Source organism: Pseudomonas sp. Larv2_ips, from assembly GCF_963879675.1.
Lineage (GTDB): Bacteria > Pseudomonadota > Gammaproteobacteria > Pseudomonadales > Pseudomonadaceae > Aquipseudomonas.
The window spans coordinates 228,192-242,380 of the sequence record NZ_CAWOAW010000014.1 but is presented as its reverse complement, the minus strand read 5'-3'; the positions used below and the strand labels follow the sequence as shown (position 1 = coordinate 242,380).

The window sequence follows — 14,189 nt, the reverse complement described above, 5'->3', positions numbered from 1 at the left end:
GCGGACGAATACCTCGCCGAGGGCCCAGGTTCTGTGAAGAAGGAGAAGTTGAATGCCTTACGAATCGAATGACCGCCTGCTCCGTCATTTTGAAGAACACGGGACCGACCTCACTCAGCAGGTCGACGCTCAACTCCAGCTGGTCGCGCCCAGCAGCCCGAACATTCCCCTTTATCGCGACATGATCCTCACCGTTCTGCGCATGGCCCAGGACGATCGCAACCGTTGGAACGCCAAAATCACCTTGCAGGCGATCCGCGAGCTGGACAATGCCTTCCGCGTGCTCGAACAGTTCAAGGACCGCCGCAAGGTGACCGTGTTCGGCTCGGCGCGCACACCGGTTGAAAGCCCTTTGTACGCCTTAGCCCGGGAAGTCGGCGCCCAGCTGGCGCAATCGGACCTGATGGTGATCACCGGCGGTGGCGGCGGCATCATGGCGGCAGCTCACGAAGGCGCCGGCCTGGAGCACAGCCTGGGGTTCAACATTACCCTGCCGTTTGAGCAGCACGCCAACCCGACCATCGATGGCACCGAGAACCTGCTGTCCTTCCACTTCTTCTTCACCCGCAAGCTGTTTTTCGTCAAGGAAGCCGATGCGCTGGTGTTGTGCCCTGGCGGGTTCGGCACCCTGGATGAAGCGCTTGAAGTGCTCACCCTGATCCAGACCGGCAAAAGTCCACTGGTGCCAGTGGTACTGCTGGATGCTCCAGGCGGCGGCTTTTGGCAAGGCGCTCTGGACTTTATCCGCAGCCAACTGGAAGCCAATCGCTATATCCTGCCCACCGACCTCAAGCTGGTCCGACTGGTACACAGTGCTGAAGCAGCAGTGGACGAAATTAACCAGTTCTATGCCAACTTCCACTCCACGCGCTGGTTGAAACGTGAGTTTGTGGTGCGCATGAACCATCCGCTCAGTGAACGGGCGCTGGCCCATTTGCAAAGCGAGTTTGCCAGCCTGCGGCTGAGTGGTGAATTCCAGCAGCTTGCCTATACCGGCGAGGAACACGATGAGCCGAGGTTCAGCCATTTAACGCGCTTGGTGTTCAACTTCAATGGCCGCGATCAAGGCCGACTACGAGAGTTGGTGGATTACATCAACTTGCCGGAAAACTGGGCACAGGCTCAGGGGAAAGCGCAGCAGCGGGTAACGCCCGAGCCAGCATGATTTTTTGGAGGCAAAAAAAAAAGGCCCACTATTTTCATAGTGGGCCTTTTTAATTTACCGAGTTCGATGAGGTACAGCAGATTCGATGTGGGAGCTGGCTTGCCTGCAATAGCATCATCGCGATCCTACTGGGAAACCGAAGTGTCCGCGTCGCAGTCAAGCCAGCGCCTACATTCTGAATTTCAGCAGCTCGAAAGCTCAGTCTTCCATGTCTCGGCCGCTTAGCAGGCGGCTGATCATGTCCATCGAAAACCCGCGATAACTCAGGAAGCGACCTTGCTTCGCACGCTCCCTGGCATCAATCGGAAGATGGCCGGCAAACTTGCGGCGCCAGGTATCTTCCAACTGCGACTGCCAACTGATACCGCACTCACGCAGGGCGAGGTCGATATCAGCGCGTTGCAGACCGCGCTGGCTCAGCTCTTCGCGAATTCGCGCCGGGCCGTAGCCGGAGCGCGCGCGGTAGGAGACAAAGCTTTCCAGGTAACGCGCTTCCGACAGAAGCCCTTCTTCCGTTAAGCGGTCGAGGGCAGTTTCGATCATCTCGGGCTCTGCGCCGCGCTGACGCAGTTTACGCGTCAGCTCGACTCGACCATGCTCGCGTCGAGCGAGCAGGTCCATCGCAGTGCGCCGAACGGCGACGAGTGTATCCAGTACAACAGTCATCGTTTGCTTCAGATGTCAGTATCAGCTTCTTCGACTTCTTCCACCGGCTCGCGATTGGCAGCAGCTTTCACGTCTGGCGCTGCGGTCAGCAACTTGTCGCGAATCTGCTTCTCGAGCGTGGCGGCGATATCCGGGTTGTCCGCCAGGAACTTGGCCGAGTTGGCCTTGCCCTGACCGATCTTGCTGCCGTTGTAGGCATACCAGGCGCCGGACTTCTCGACGAAACCGTGCAACACGCCCAGGTCGATCATCTCGCCGTTCAGGTAGATACCCTTGCCGTAGAGAATCTGGAACTCAGCCTGACGGAAAGGCGGAGCCACTTTGTTCTTCACGACTTTAACGCGCGTTTCACTGCCGACAACCTCGTCACCTTCCTTCACCGCGCCAGTACGACGGATGTCCAGACGGACCGAAGCGTAGAACTTCAACGCGTTACCACCAGTGGTGGTTTCCGGGCTGCCGAACATCACGCCGATCTTCATACGGATCTGGTTGATGAAGATCACCAGGCAGTTGGCGTTCTTGATGTTACCGGTGATTTTACGCAGCGCCTGGGACATCAGGCGGGCTTGCAGGCCCACGTGCATGTCGCCCATTTCGCCTTCGATTTCAGCTTTCGGTACCAGGGCTGCCACGGAGTCGACCACGATCACGTCGATGGCATTGGAACGCACCAGCATGTCGGTGATTTCCAGGGCTTGCTCACCGGTGTCTGGCTGGGAAACCAACAGGTCGTCTACGTTGACGCCCAGTTTGCCGGCGTATTCAGGATCCAGGGCGTGCTCGGCGTCGACGAACGCACAGGTGGCGCCCATTTTTTGCGCCTGGGCAATCACCGACAGGGTCAGGGTGGTTTTACCGGAAGATTCAGGGCCGTAGATTTCAACGATACGGCCTTTTGGCAGGCCGCCAATGCCGAGTGCGATGTCCAGACCCAGAGAGCCAGTGGAAATAGCCGGGATCGCCTGACGGTCGTGATCGCCCATACGCATTACGGCACCCTTGCCGAATTGACGTTCGATCTGACCCAGGGCCGCAGCCAAGGCTTTCTTCTTGTTGTCGTCCATTAAAGTCCTCACGTAATCAATAAGGCCTGACGGCCAACACCTGTATAAGTAGACAGTATTGTTCCACAAAGATCGAAGATCGCCTACCCCTGTTTTTCTATTTCTAGTGCAGCTCGTCGCAACAAGCCCTCAAGCGCGGCCTTTACCGTTTGTCGGCGGACCTCGTCGCGGTTGCCGGGGAAGTGCGCAAGCTCGGCCGTCACCTCCTCGCCAACGCCAAAAGCCAGCCAAACGGTGCCGACCGGTTTGTCCGGCGAACCGCCGTCAGGCCCGGCAACACCGCTGACCGCCACGGCAAAGCGCGACAGGCTTTTTTCCTGTGCACCACGGACCATCGCCTCCACCACTTCCTGGCTGACAGCGCCGACTTTGCCGAACAGTTTCTCGGGTACGCCCAACTGCCGAGTCTTCTGCCGGTTGGAATAGGTGACATAGCCCGCCTCGAACCAGGCCGAACTGCCCGGAATCCGCGTGATGGCTTCGGCGATACCGCCGCCGGTGCACGACTCGGCAGTGGTGACGTGGGCGTTAAGCACCTGCAAACGGCGACCCAGTTCAGCGGCCAGTTGAGTGATTTCCTTCACGGTCGACTCCAGAAGTAGGCGGGGATTTGCCTACCCTACAGGAGCAAATCGCACACGCAAGCGACAGACTGGATCAAGATGCTAACGCCCGACGGCGCGCACGTACGCTTGGCAGGCACGTAAGGCGATCAGGGCGTTATCGCCGTCGTCGGTGATGGCGATAATTCGCTGAGCATGCGCCGGGTCAAGTCCGGCTCGCGGGGTTGCATGAACCACGCCGCTGGCGGTGGCGGCGGTTGGCACTGAGCAATTGAGACTGCGGTCGGTGGCGTCGAGAAGGACTGACAACCGCACATCAGCAGTGGCCAGGCGGTCGCGCAGAGCAGCTTGGTTATGTTGGGCATCGTTCAACTCCTGTACGTGTTGCTGATCGTTGGCACTGAGCTGCTTCTCCAACGCCAACCGTTCTTTTTGCTCAGCCAGGTGTTGAAGCACAACCGCCTGTGCCTGTACATCCGCCTGGCGCTCGAGCTGCGAGCCATAACGCCACGCCTGTACTTGCCAGGTCACAACCACCAGCAGGCAAACGCCGATCAGCCGTAACGCGCCTAAGAAACGCATAACACCGACTTGGCCCGCGCCCACACTTGCAAACGGTCCTCCAGCCCTTTCAGGCCGCCATTGATGCGGCGGGTAATGGTGGTGAACTGGTCTTTGTCGGCCAGCTCATTCAAGCCGTTGCTCTGCCAAAACCACGCCGCGGACTCACATGCCCACTGTGGCTGTTCCAACAGCTGCGGCTGTCCCAGCAGGCGATCGTCGCCGAACAATGCCTGGCTGCACGCCAGGTAGTTACGCCGCCCGGTGATCTGGATCAGTCCCCTGCCCCGATACTTCTGGCCATCGCCGTCCGCTTCGGGGGTGTTGCCCAGGCGCGCGGCCAAAATGCCGGTGTCGTATTTGCTGAGGTATTGGTCGCTGCCCAGTTCGCGCACGTAGCGCAGCTCACCGGATTCGTGGCCGACTTGCGCGAGGAACGCAGCGATGCGCTTGGGTTGGCCGATCTGGAACCTGGACATTGCAGTGTTCAATGCGGACAAAAAAAGGCCCGCAACAGGGCGGGCTCCGGGCAGGATTTGAACCAGTTGAGAAAGCGTTATAGCCATGGGTCCTCACTCGGCCGCGGATAAACCGTTGGCCATGATCGTGCATCGATAACTCTCGCTGCGCTTGCCGCTGGAAGTCACGGTCTTGATCGACCAACGGCCGCGCATGAAGTCGGGCCACGATTCGTCCAGCAGCAACAGGCCTTCAGCGCCGAACAAGGGGTTTCCAGGGCAGATCACATTGACCTGCATCCCTTCGCGCCCCACTCGGCGCATCTCGCCCTCGGCAGCGGTTCTGGCTTCAGCCTCGTTCTGGTAACGCTGCGTCACCACCTTGAACGGCGCGATGCCCACCTGCACCACTCGTTGTTTACCGGCTGCCGCGTCCCACCAGGACGTTTGTGCGCCCAGGTAAGTAGCGCGGCTGGTTTGGGTAAAGCTGGCGGTGATAAACGCGCGATCACCCGGACGATTGTCGCGGGTGATCGACAACGGCACGACCGGCAAGACCTTGCCCGACAGCGATTTTGTCTGCCCTTTGCGGCCCAGCACATACAGCTCGTCGACAGGCTTGGCCACGGCATCGAAGCGATTGGCCAGACGCGTGAGAAACGCCATGTCACTTTCATTGGTCTGGTCGATGTGCGGGATATGCTCGCCTTCCAGATCAGGCGCCACGCGCGGTGAAAAACCGTAGCGCGTGGTCAATTGGCGAAACAGCGCACCCAGGCTGATCGGCCCGTGACTGGCGGTGCGTCGCTTCTTGAATTCGGGCTCATCAAAGGGCGCCGCCGTCGCCACCAGCACCAGACGCAGCGGGAACAGTGACGGTGTGCGCTGGGTGATTTTGAAGCGGCCCTTGTCCACCAGGCCCGACTCCCGATACCCGATGCGCAGGCCGATACGCCCGCCCAGGCTGGGCAGCCCTTCAAGGCCCTCGATGTCGAGTGTCAGCTTGAGCTGGTCGGACGTAAACCCGGCCATGTCGGTATGCTCCCACTCCAATAGCCGCTCATTGAGGAGTGCGGCATTGGCACCGTAAATCTCCACCACGGGTGTAAATCCAAGTGTCATGGTTGCTCCTTAATCCCAGGCCGTAACCGGCTGCCTGGCCACGGGCTGGGTATCCAGCTCAGGCACAATCACATTGACGCCTGCCGGCAATACCGCGCCCTGTTCGGCCAACTGCGGGTTCAAGCGCCACAGCACCTCTTCGGCGGCATCATCACAGCGACCGAGCTCGCGATAGAGCAACAGGTTGACCGAGTCACCGGCAATACTTCGAACCTTACGCATTGACGAACTCCTCCAGTACCAACACCCAATTGACCACCATGGCCGTGCCGTCATCGATCACACAGGACTGTTTTTCGTCCACCGATTTGATGGTCCACAGCCCCCAGTTCAGGCCTACGCCATCGACCAGCGGCAACGGCACACGCAGGGCTTGCAGCGCACGCAATTCGTCCATCCGCGCCATGCCCAGCGCGCGTGCGGCCTTGCCGCCGAATGACAGCGTTTCGAGCGCCTGGCCAACTTGGGTGGATTTGGGCTTGCCGGAAACGATATCCAGGCTGCCCCAACCCCCACTGCTCAAACGGTCCAGGGTGTCGTAGGCAAACCCCCGGGACAGCCCGAAAATAAACGGGCCCAACGCCATTTGTTGTCGCATCACACCACTCCTGTATCGGTCAGGGCCGAGTCACGTCGCGTCGCCAGCAGGCTGTCCATCGACAGCGGCGAGAATTGCGCCTCGATCTGTTGCACCACGATCGCGGCCAGTTGTTGTGGGTTGGCCTGCTCGGGTGCGTTGATGGTGATTTGCGGCGCGAAGTTGACTTGGCGGTTGTCGGCTTGAGCGCTACTGAGGTTTTTGCTGGTCTCGCCGGGTGATGGCAGACGGTCATCGGAGCCCATCAGTTTTTCACTCAGCCAGGCGCCGATATCACTGCCGGCAAACGTACCCAGCGCGCCGCCGACCACTTTGCCGATGGCACCGCCAGCGACACCGCCCATGACCCCGCCCAGCACTGTGCCAGCCCCCGGCACCACCGAGCCGATCGCCGCCCCGGCGAGCGTGCCGAGCGCGCGGCCAACGGCCATGCCCGCAAATTCGCCAGCAACGCCACCGGCAACACCGCCGCCGACTGACCCTACCGTGGTGCTGACGGCTTTACTCAGGCTCCCCGACATCGCGCCCTGGACAAGGTCAATGCCAGCACCCGCCAGCACCACGCCAAGGGAGCCTCTTCGCGCGACCTTACTGGCTCTCGCAGTTCGTGAAGGCTTGTCTGCGGAGCGATCACCGCGCGGCGTTTCGTTGCCTTTGAGTGTGTTCTGGCTGGCTGGCGCGCTCACCTTGCCTGGTGTGGTATCGCCGCCTCCGAGAATCTTGCCGGCGACCTTCTCGAACACCTTGTCCTTCACCGCATCGAACACACCAGAAAACACCGGCCCCAGCGCCGCGCCAGCCAGCGTTACAGCGGCCGTGGTCTTGGGCAGCGCCTCGGCCAACCAGCCCACGCCCGTCACCAGCCCGGTCATCGCGGTTAGCGAGGTGTCCACGATCGGCGCCAGCGCGGCATCCTTGGCGGTATCCAGCCGCGTGGTGCTGGCCTCGAAGGCTTGACGACGTGCTTGTGTGGAGTCTGCGCGAACCGCTGCCGAACGCAGGACCGAGCCTTGTTCGCCAAGTGCCGACGTCGCGTACACCGACTTGTCGGCCACCAGCGTAAACGCCTGCTTTACCGTATCGATGGCGGGCACCAGGCTCAGAATCGACTGATTGCCATCGAACAATTGAGTGGCCAACGCCGCTTGTTTCTCAGCCGGTTGCGCCTTGAGCGCTTCAAGCACCGTGAGCAGGGTCTGGGGCGCATCCTGCTGCATCCCGCCAGCGAGCAACGTGGGATCAAGCTTGAGCGCCGCCCACGCATTGCGCTGGCTTTCAGAAGCGCCGTCGCCTTTGGCCAGGGTGCTGCTGATTTTCTCCAGCCCGACACCGGCTGCACTCTTGCTGTTGCCGGCACTGAGCAATGCCGCCGAAAGCGCCGCTGCCTGCTCGGGGCTCATGCCCGCGGCGGTGGCCGTCCCCCCTGCGCGCTGCACAATCGCGCCGATATCCGCCGCTTCTGCCTTGAGCGAAACGTGGGTGCCCAACACATTGGTCGCGTCAGCCAGGTCCCGGGTTTGCTCGCGGTCGATTTTCATCGACTCGCGCCAGCCGCCCATCATGTCGCCGGCATTTTTGACGTCGACCTTGAAGGCCGTCGCCATGATGGCTGCGTCGCGGGCGAACTGGGTCAGGTCGTCCTGACGAGCCGCGCGGTCGATATTGCCCGAGGCATCCTTGCGGTCGCTGCCGATGCCGGACCGGGCGGCCACATACTCGACCTGTGCCAGGTCCACGGCGCTTGCACCGCTCGCCGCTACCATCGGTTCCGACGCCATGGCCAAGTTGGTTTCGCGCAGTTGTTTGCGCTGGCGGCCGACAAACATCAACAACTGATCCAGGTCAGTCATCGCGGCATCCAGTGCCTGCGAGGGTTTGCGCGCCTCAGCGGGGGCTGCAGCTTTTGCTGCTGCCGCGCCTTCGCCAGCTTCAACTTGCCGGGCGTCCATCATCTTGAGCAGTGAGGCGTTGAACAGCTCGAGGGTATTCACCAGCCGATCCTGCCCCGCCGCCAGGAGATTGATCTCAAGGCTGGCAGTCGCCAGGGCCAACCCCAGACTCGCGGCCTCTACCGGCATCGCGCCCGAGGGCCCGGCGAGTGTTGACGCAATGGGTTTGATACTGGCCTGCGCCACTGCGGTGTCACGTGAGCCCAGCGTCAGCTCGCCTTCCGTGGCGATGGCTGACGGGCTTGCATGGTTATTGCCTGCCATACCGCTCTACTCCTGTTTGACGCCAAGGCGAGTGATCGCGATGTCGTAGCGGCGCAATGCTTTTCCGGCGTCCCAGTCGAGGATCTCCGCCTCATTGACCGAGTAAATCAGTGGCACCACATCGAGGATTACTTCGATGTCGCGCTCCGAAAGAAGTCCGCCGGTTGATTTAAAAAATCGTCGATGCGCTCCTGCAGTTCCGTCCAGTCAGGAACGGTCAGCCCGGCCAGGTCCGGAATCATCAGGCCGGTGCAATGAGCGGTAATGAATTCTGCGCGTTCTTTGTTAGTGGCGAGTTTCTTCATGGCCTTGGTAGCGCGCAGGGCGGGCATTTCCAGGCTCAGTGCGGTCAGGTTGCGGCCGGCGGCATCAAGAGGCAGCATCAGGTGCACCTGTTCATGCTGCGACGGTTCATCGCGTTCGCCGAGGAAGAACGACGCAGGCCGCGTCGACATTTCGTGCACGTACTGAGCAATGCTCACGTAGTCCGGGCGCTTGAGCTGATCGAGTTCTTTTTCCGACAGGCCGGTGGCGAGTTTCGCCAGTTCAAAAAACTGGTCGTCCTCGTCATCACCGGCCCGGGCCAGCGCAGCTTTTTGCGCGGCGTAGAACAGCGGCTTGAGTTGAATCTGCTGGATCGTCGCGCCGGTGTCGGCGGTGATCGGAGACAGCAGAATGTGCAGCGGTGGCATCCAGGCCATGGGGCAATTCCTTGTTTAAGCGTTGTTGAAAGCAGCGCGAATCTAAAGCTGAGCGCGGTCGATGTGGGAGCTGGCTTGCCTGCGATGGCATCACCTCGATACGCCAGGCACACCGAGTCGCCTGCATCGCGGGCAAGCCCGGCTCCCACATTGACTGTGCTCACTTCAGGTCACGGTAGCCCTTAAGGCATCAGCACCGCGCGGCGCGCATCGCCGAGAATGTCGACACCGTTGAGCATGAACTTCTGGGTGCGCACGTCGATGTCGATCACCGAAATGCCGTTTTCCAGACGGTTGTAGGTACGGCAGGACAGTTCCAAAGTGGTGGTGACCTTGTCGCCCATCTTCAGCTTCGCCTCCTCCAGGGATTTGAGTTTGCCGCCGACGGTGTGGTAGGTGAAGTAGGTCTTGCCATCCTGGTCCTGGCCGGCTTCACGCACGTTCAGCAGAATGTCGTCGCCCATACGCACGCCCAGGGCCAGCATGATCTCCGGCCCGGCACCTTGCAGAACCAACTTGGCATTGAGCACCTTGCCGCTCTTGGCCATCTCTTCGGCGATGAAGCGCCCGCCGGACATGGATTCCATGTCGAACTCGATCTTTGGCGGGGTGAACTCTTCCACCGTCGCGGACAACGGCAGGCCTTGCAGGGTGGCCGCAATGGCCTGTCTTACACGGTTGGTAAACATTAGAGAACGTCCTCCAGGAACTGCTCGATGATTTCATCGCGGGCGTTGAGTTGATAAATCATGTGTTCGTTCGGCGCGTAGCGGCCGTAGTCGATGACGATGAACCAGGTGCCGTTTTTGTACTTCTCGACACTGTTCAATTCCGGGTGCAGGTACACGCTGCCGCCGGGGATGGTTTCGTCGGCGACCAGGGTTTGCAGCCAGTCGTTGATGCGCTTGACCTCCTGGTCCATGAACGACTTGGTGAGGTTCTTGGCCATGGCTTTCTGGCCGGCCTTGACCAGCTTGCGGCTGATGGCATCTTCCAGGCCGACGTAGCTGATGAACTTGCCGGTGATGGAGCGGTTACCCAGCAGCGAGAAGCCGCCGAGGATGGTGCGGGCGTAGTAGCTCACGCCATAGCGGTTGAGCAGGTCGCCTTCGGTGGAGGTGTCGAGGATGTTGTACTCGACCACGCGGGAAACGTCCTCGGCGAAGGTCACCTGGTTGCCCGGGCTTTCCCATTGCTTGACCTTGGCCAATGCGGCGATGGCCAGCGAAGATGGCGACAGGAACACGTTTTTCTTCGCCGCCTTGGAGTACACCGATGGCATGTTGTGCACCAGCAGGCATCGGTCGAAACCCAGGTCGGCACCGCCCAGTTCGCCGCTGTAGGTCACCTGATCAGCAACCGAGGCGTCTTTGCCATCCAGCACCACACGGGCCTTGATGCGCTTGCCGAACGAGGCAAACTCGCCGGCCACGGATTTGGTGCCGGTGAAACCCGGGGCGCCGATGATGGTCAGGTCTTCAGGGACGCTGCTCAGGGCAGCCAGGCCCAGCTTGCGCCCAGTGGTTGGCTCGTTGCCGCCGATCACATTGTTGAGGGTGTCGGCCGGGGTTGCGCCCTCCTCCACGATCACCACGTAAACCGGCACCTTCACTACTTTGAGGATCTGGTACACCGCCTGAAACAGCGTGCCCGACTCGGCGCCGGTCGGGTCCAGCAACGCCTGGGTGGTGAAGCTGTTGATGCGAAACGGCGCGTTTTTCGGGATCGACGCGTGGGCGTTCGGCGCAGTGCCGACCAGGCCGATGACGTTATCGCCAAGACCACCCATGGCCTCGGGAGATTCAGTGGCATTCACGGTGATGCCGTTGTGCTCGAAGTTAAGAACCTCAGCCATGGTTAGTCAGCCTTCTTGGGGGTGGAGTTGAGGACGCTGGTCAGTTCCAGGCGGCCGGCGGTGCGCAGGGTGGATGCTTCGACGTCGAGCAGTTCCAGTTCTTCGCCGGCGGTGGACCAGTGGCCACCTCCGAGGGGGAATGGGATGAGGACGGTGTATTTCTGGCGATTAGACGTAGCCATTTTTTTGAATCTCCAGGCATAAAAAAAACCGCAACGCGGCTCTCGGGGAATGTTTCAGATATCGGGTTAAGCATTACGCGCCAAGGCGCGAGGTTATTTCTTTGGAAGTTCGGAGGGATCGACGCCCTGAAAAGCCTTCACTTCAGGCTCGGATGGCGGTGTGTAAATGAAAGGGCTCGCGGGCTGTTCCGGCCAGATCACTGCCTGTGGAAAATCAGGCTGGCCCTCCATCTGTGCAAGATGCACGCGGTACAGGCGCCAAGCCGCCACCTCAGCTTGCCTGGCGGGCAATTCGTCCGCCTCCTCTCCCGCCAAACCAGCGGCGATGGTGTCCTGCAATACCTCAACAGCCGTCAGCAATTCGTTGATTTTCTGGGTAGCGGATGCAGCCTTATCCGTACGCATGCACATCACCAGCGCGAGGATCATTTCACGCGTAGGCTCTTGAACCTCTCCAAACTCGCCAGCCTTCGCACGCTCGAAAAGCTCAACACCGTGAGGCTCAGCGTCATTAGGAGATGCCGCGAAGGGCTGTTCCCCAATGGTCTCTTTGGTTTGTTCAAAAACCACGTTCAGCACTATTGCGCTATGCGCCTGGTCGGTCCAACGTGGATTGTTTGCACTTAGAACGGTAAACATTTGATCACCTTATATTTTAATTAAGAAACACGTTGCCACAACGAAGCGTTGTAGCTAGTCAAAGCGCCATGCAAGCGCCACTGCCCTACGTTGAGCAGGCCTGAATTATTGCCTGCACCGTCACTTACAGTGAGCGATGTATAGAGCAACTGATTGCCCGCCAATATCGTGCCTTGGTTAGAGGCAGGCTGCGCAACCAGCGGACGCGCAAATGCATATTGCCCGACTGCACTTAGGCCAAGGGCAGCCACTTTTGCACCATGATTTGCGTCACTGATCAAATCGCCAAAATCTGTTGCGTCTACCGTTAAACGCAGACTCCCTGCCGAGTTAAAGCCCAGTTTAACTTTGTTATTAACCTGCCCCACGCCACCGCCCTGTTGTATCGGCGTGTAGCCCAAACGCGGCTGAATGTAATAAACGACACCGTCTGTCAAACGGCGCATGTACATGAATTCAGGGTTATCGGACGCCATCCCCACCGTGGTGATGGCATCGCGAATTGGCCTGGACAAAACATACTCTTCGCACTTGGCAATTGTTTCGTCTTTTGTATACGCGTTGGTAATGCCATAGGCGGCAAGCGTAGAGCCCCAATTTGCCTTGGTGTCAGGCGAAAAGTTTCCGGAATACCAAAAATTGCCAAGATCCGTTGTATCCACCGTCGCCTTCAAGCCGACAGGGGACCAGCCAATGTTAACCCTTGATCCCGTCTGTCCCACCCCGGTGCCTTGCGCGACGGGTGTGTAATCCAGTTTTCTCTGGATAAAGTACAACGCGTTATCCGATTCACGGCGCATGTACATAAGCGCTGGATCATTACCGGCCATGCCGATGTTGGTAATACCATCGCGCATGACGCGTTGTGCAACCAAGTATCCCGTTTCATCTTTGGTATAAGCGTTGGTAATGCCATAGGCGGCAAGCGTCGACCCCCAATTTGCCTTGGCGTCGGGAGAGAAGTTTCCGGAATACCAAAAATTCCCCAGGTCTGTTGTATCAACCGTTACTTTCAAACCAACGCTGGACCATCCAATGTTTACTCTTGAGTTATTTTGGCCTACGCCGGTCCCTTGCGAGACGGGTGTGTAATCCAATTTCTTCTGTATGAAATACACCAGGTTATCTGTTTCACGGCGCATATACATAAGTGATGGGTCATTACTGGCCATGCCTATGTTAGTAACACCGTCGCGCAAAGCACGTTGCCCGACCAGATAATTGGTTTCGTCCTTGGTAAATGCGTTAGTCACTCCATAAGCGGCAAGCGTCGACCCCCAATTAGCCTTGGTATCGGGAGAGAAATCAGAAGACGTCCAGATTTTTCCGAGATCGGAATTATCGATGGTCAACTTCAGATTATTACCTGACCACCCCAGCCTTACCGTGTTTTGGAGCTGGCCAATACCCGTGCCTTGCTGAACAGGGAGGTAGGTCAATTTTGACTGAAAGCGCACGTCGCTCTCGGTTTTTGTGAAAGCATCCACAATACCGAAACCCGCGAGACTGGTTGGGTTGGTGCCACCGATCACAAAACCTCGACGGTCAACCGAGACACTCCGATACGTGCCAGGAGTGACCCCACTCGGGCCATAAATCTGCTCGAATTCGAGCGCTGTAGTGCCCAGGATAATCGGTGCGTTCGTGGTCAGTTGCCACAGCGTGTCAGCGTACTTCGTGCCCTCCTCAACACTGACTATCAAGTTAGGTGTTACTTCACCACTGACATCTGCATCAGTACGGCGAAACCAAGTGCCATTGGCAACAGTGTAAATACCATTAGTGGCCGCAATCGCCTGGAACGTTACCAGTACGCTGTCGCCCGCCACAACGGCAACGCCGTCGAGCATTTGAGCACCGCTCAACACAATTGGCCCAGTTGCAGCGGCTCGCACGGACTTTTTAGTGTCCAGTTTCGCCAGCTCGCCTGCCACGTAATCGGCCACCCAGGCACGCGTGGCCTTGACGATCGAGTCATCGATCGACAGCACCACATTCGACGCGTTGCTCGTTTGAAAAATAGCACGCAGATAAAACTCTTTGCCTGCGCCTTGATCGGCCATTACCGGTTTGAATGACTCTGGATACTTAATGACCGCATAGAGGATACCGGTGTCAGTCCATATGGCGGCTTCACGCACATACCAGCCACCCACCTCATTAGGAATCGTCACCTCAGCCAGTAACCAGCTTAAGTTTTTTTGATCCTGCATCAATGCATTGATGCTGCCTCGCCATACCTCACGGCGCAAAGCGACCGCGGTCGCGTCGGGGTTATAAGCAGAACCGCCGCCATCGCCGACCGACATATGCGTCAACTTGATAGGCGTCCCGCTTGCCTTGCAAGCGGTCTCGTGCGCGATCCCGGCGTTTGTTAACAGTGTGTAGTAATCAGCCAT

General features: G+C 59.1%; 16 protein-coding genes. 1 reads left to right on the top strand and 15 read right to left on the bottom strand.

The genetic code is table 11. From position 1 onward, the window contains the following. Window positions 1-52: 52 nt before the first annotated feature. A complete protein-coding gene (locus tag AACV02_RS07490) occupies window positions 53-1,165 on the top strand; it encodes an LOG family protein (protein WP_106577234.1) in 1,113 nt (370 codons plus the stop codon). Window positions 1,166-1,363: 198 nt separating this feature from the next. On the opposite strand, the gene recX is transcribed toward AACV02_RS07490, so the two are convergent. From recX to AACV02_RS07415, 15 genes are all read right to left on the bottom strand, one after another. Then, window positions 1,364-1,831: a recombination regulator RecX gene (gene recX / locus AACV02_RS07485; protein ID WP_017137076.1), complete on the bottom strand. Its 468-nt coding sequence runs from the start codon at window positions 1,829-1,831 to the stop codon at window positions 1,364-1,366. Window positions 1,832-1,839: 8 nt separating this feature from the next. Continuing rightward, on the bottom strand, window positions 1,840-2,898 hold the full coding sequence (recA, locus tag AACV02_RS07480) for a recombinase RecA (RefSeq protein ID WP_003189042.1): 1,059 nt from the start codon (window positions 2,896-2,898) through the stop codon (window positions 1,840-1,842). 83 nt (window positions 2,899-2,981) lie between these two features. Then, window positions 2,982-3,482 (bottom strand): CinA family protein, encoded by a 501-nt coding sequence (locus tag AACV02_RS07475; protein ID WP_106577235.1) that lies wholly within the window; start codon window positions 3,480-3,482, stop codon window positions 2,982-2,984. 81 nt (window positions 3,483-3,563) lie between these two features. Further along, window positions 3,564-4,043, bottom strand: coding sequence for a lysis system i-spanin subunit Rz (locus AACV02_RS07470; RefSeq protein WP_119738665.1), 480 nt, complete (start codon window positions 4,041-4,043; stop codon window positions 3,564-3,566). Continuing rightward, window positions 4,031-4,588: a glycoside hydrolase family 19 protein gene (locus AACV02_RS07465; protein ID WP_119738663.1), complete on the bottom strand. Its 558-nt coding sequence runs from the start codon at window positions 4,586-4,588 to the stop codon at window positions 4,031-4,033. Before AACV02_RS07465 ends, AACV02_RS07470 begins: the two co-directional genes overlap by 13 nt. A gap of 6 nt (window positions 4,589-4,594) precedes the next feature. After that, window positions 4,595-5,602 (bottom strand): contractile injection system protein, VgrG/Pvc8 family, encoded by a 1,008-nt coding sequence (locus AACV02_RS07460; protein ID WP_106577238.1) that lies wholly within the window; start codon window positions 5,600-5,602, stop codon window positions 4,595-4,597. A gap of 9 nt (window positions 5,603-5,611) precedes the next feature. Further along, a complete protein-coding gene (locus tag AACV02_RS07455) occupies window positions 5,612-5,824 on the bottom strand; it encodes a tail protein X (RefSeq protein ID WP_106577239.1) in 213 nt (70 codons plus the stop codon). Beyond that, a complete protein-coding gene (locus tag AACV02_RS07450) occupies window positions 5,817-6,200 on the bottom strand; it encodes a phage tail protein (RefSeq protein WP_119738661.1) in 384 nt (127 codons plus the stop codon). The genes AACV02_RS07455 and AACV02_RS07450 overlap by 8 nt, the downstream gene beginning before the upstream one ends. Further along, window positions 6,200-8,413 (bottom strand): phage tail tape measure protein, encoded by a 2,214-nt coding sequence (locus tag AACV02_RS07445; protein WP_119738659.1) that lies wholly within the window; start codon window positions 8,411-8,413, stop codon window positions 6,200-6,202. Before AACV02_RS07445 ends, AACV02_RS07450 begins: the two co-directional genes overlap by 1 nt. A 128-nt stretch (window positions 8,414-8,541) precedes the next feature. Continuing rightward, window positions 8,542-9,114, bottom strand: a complete 573-nt coding sequence (locus AACV02_RS07440; RefSeq protein ID WP_119738657.1) for a phage tail assembly protein — start codon at window positions 9,112-9,114, stop codon at window positions 8,542-8,544. A 182-nt stretch (window positions 9,115-9,296) separates the two neighbouring features. Continuing rightward, entirely contained in the window at window positions 9,297-9,803 is a 507-nt protein-coding gene (locus tag AACV02_RS07435; protein ID WP_119738655.1) for a phage major tail tube protein, read from the bottom strand. Further along, window positions 9,803-10,969, bottom strand: a complete 1,167-nt coding sequence (locus AACV02_RS07430; RefSeq protein WP_119738652.1) for a phage tail protein — start codon at window positions 10,967-10,969, stop codon at window positions 9,803-9,805. The genes AACV02_RS07435 and AACV02_RS07430 overlap by 1 nt, the downstream gene beginning before the upstream one ends. A gap of 2 nt (window positions 10,970-10,971) precedes the next feature. Next, on the bottom strand, window positions 10,972-11,151 hold the full coding sequence (locus tag AACV02_RS07425) for a hypothetical protein (protein ID WP_119738650.1): 180 nt from the start codon (window positions 11,149-11,151) through the stop codon (window positions 10,972-10,974). A 93-nt stretch (window positions 11,152-11,244) separates the two neighbouring features. After that, window positions 11,245-11,790 carry a phage tail assembly chaperone gene (locus AACV02_RS07420; protein ID WP_119738648.1) on the bottom strand — a complete coding sequence of 182 codons (546 nt, stop codon included), beginning with the start codon at window positions 11,788-11,790 and terminating at the stop codon, window positions 11,245-11,247. A gap of 20 nt (window positions 11,791-11,810) precedes the next feature. Then, the gene (locus AACV02_RS07415; RefSeq protein WP_119738646.1) at window positions 11,811-14,189 is read right to left on the bottom strand and encodes a phage tail protein; all 2,379 of its coding nucleotides are present in this window, start codon (window positions 14,187-14,189) and stop codon (window positions 11,811-11,813) included.

Excerpts from the sequence above, each read along its gene's own strand:
- AACV02_RS07490 (WP_106577234.1), top strand. The coding sequence starts at position 53 with ATGCCTTACGAATCGAATGACCGCCTGCTCCGTCATTTTGAAGAACAC.
- AACV02_RS07435 (WP_119738655.1), bottom strand. The coding sequence starts at position 9,803 with ATGTTTACCAACCGTGTAAGACAGGCCATTGCGGCCACCCTGCAAGGC.
- recA (WP_003189042.1), bottom strand. The coding sequence starts at position 2,898 with ATGGACGACAACAAGAAGAAAGCCTTGGCTGCGGCCCTGGGTCAGATC.
- AACV02_RS07450 (WP_119738661.1), bottom strand. The coding sequence starts at position 6,200 with ATGCGACAACAAATGGCGTTGGGCCCGTTTATTTTCGGGCTGTCCCGG.
- AACV02_RS07415 (WP_119738646.1), bottom strand. The coding sequence starts at position 14,189 with ATGGCTGATTACTACACACTGTTAACAAACGCCGGGATCGCGCACGAG.
- AACV02_RS07425 (WP_119738650.1), bottom strand. The coding sequence starts at position 11,151 with ATGGCTACGTCTAATCGCCAGAAATACACCGTCCTCATCCCATTCCCC.
- AACV02_RS07440 (WP_119738657.1), bottom strand. The coding sequence starts at position 9,114 with ATGGCCTGGATGCCACCGCTGCACATTCTGCTGTCTCCGATCACCGCC.
- AACV02_RS07465 (WP_119738663.1), bottom strand. The coding sequence starts at position 4,588 with ATGGCTATAACGCTTTCTCAACTGGTTCAAATCCTGCCCGGAGCCCGC.
- AACV02_RS07445 (WP_119738659.1), bottom strand. The coding sequence starts at position 8,413 with ATGGCAGGCAATAACCATGCAAGCCCGTCAGCCATCGCCACGGAAGGC.
- AACV02_RS07420 (WP_119738648.1), bottom strand. The coding sequence starts at position 11,790 with ATGTTTACCGTTCTAAGTGCAAACAATCCACGTTGGACCGACCAGGCG.
- AACV02_RS07470 (WP_119738665.1), bottom strand. The coding sequence starts at position 4,043 with ATGCGTTTCTTAGGCGCGTTACGGCTGATCGGCGTTTGCCTGCTGGTG.
- recX (WP_017137076.1), bottom strand. The coding sequence starts at position 1,831 with ATGACTGTTGTACTGGATACACTCGTCGCCGTTCGGCGCACTGCGATG.
- AACV02_RS07460 (WP_106577238.1), bottom strand. The coding sequence starts at position 5,602 with ATGACACTTGGATTTACACCCGTGGTGGAGATTTACGGTGCCAATGCC.
- AACV02_RS07430 (WP_119738652.1), bottom strand. The coding sequence starts at position 10,969 with ATGGCTGAGGTTCTTAACTTCGAGCACAACGGCATCACCGTGAATGCC.
- AACV02_RS07455 (WP_106577239.1), bottom strand. The coding sequence starts at position 5,824 with ATGCGTAAGGTTCGAAGTATTGCCGGTGACTCGGTCAACCTGTTGCTC.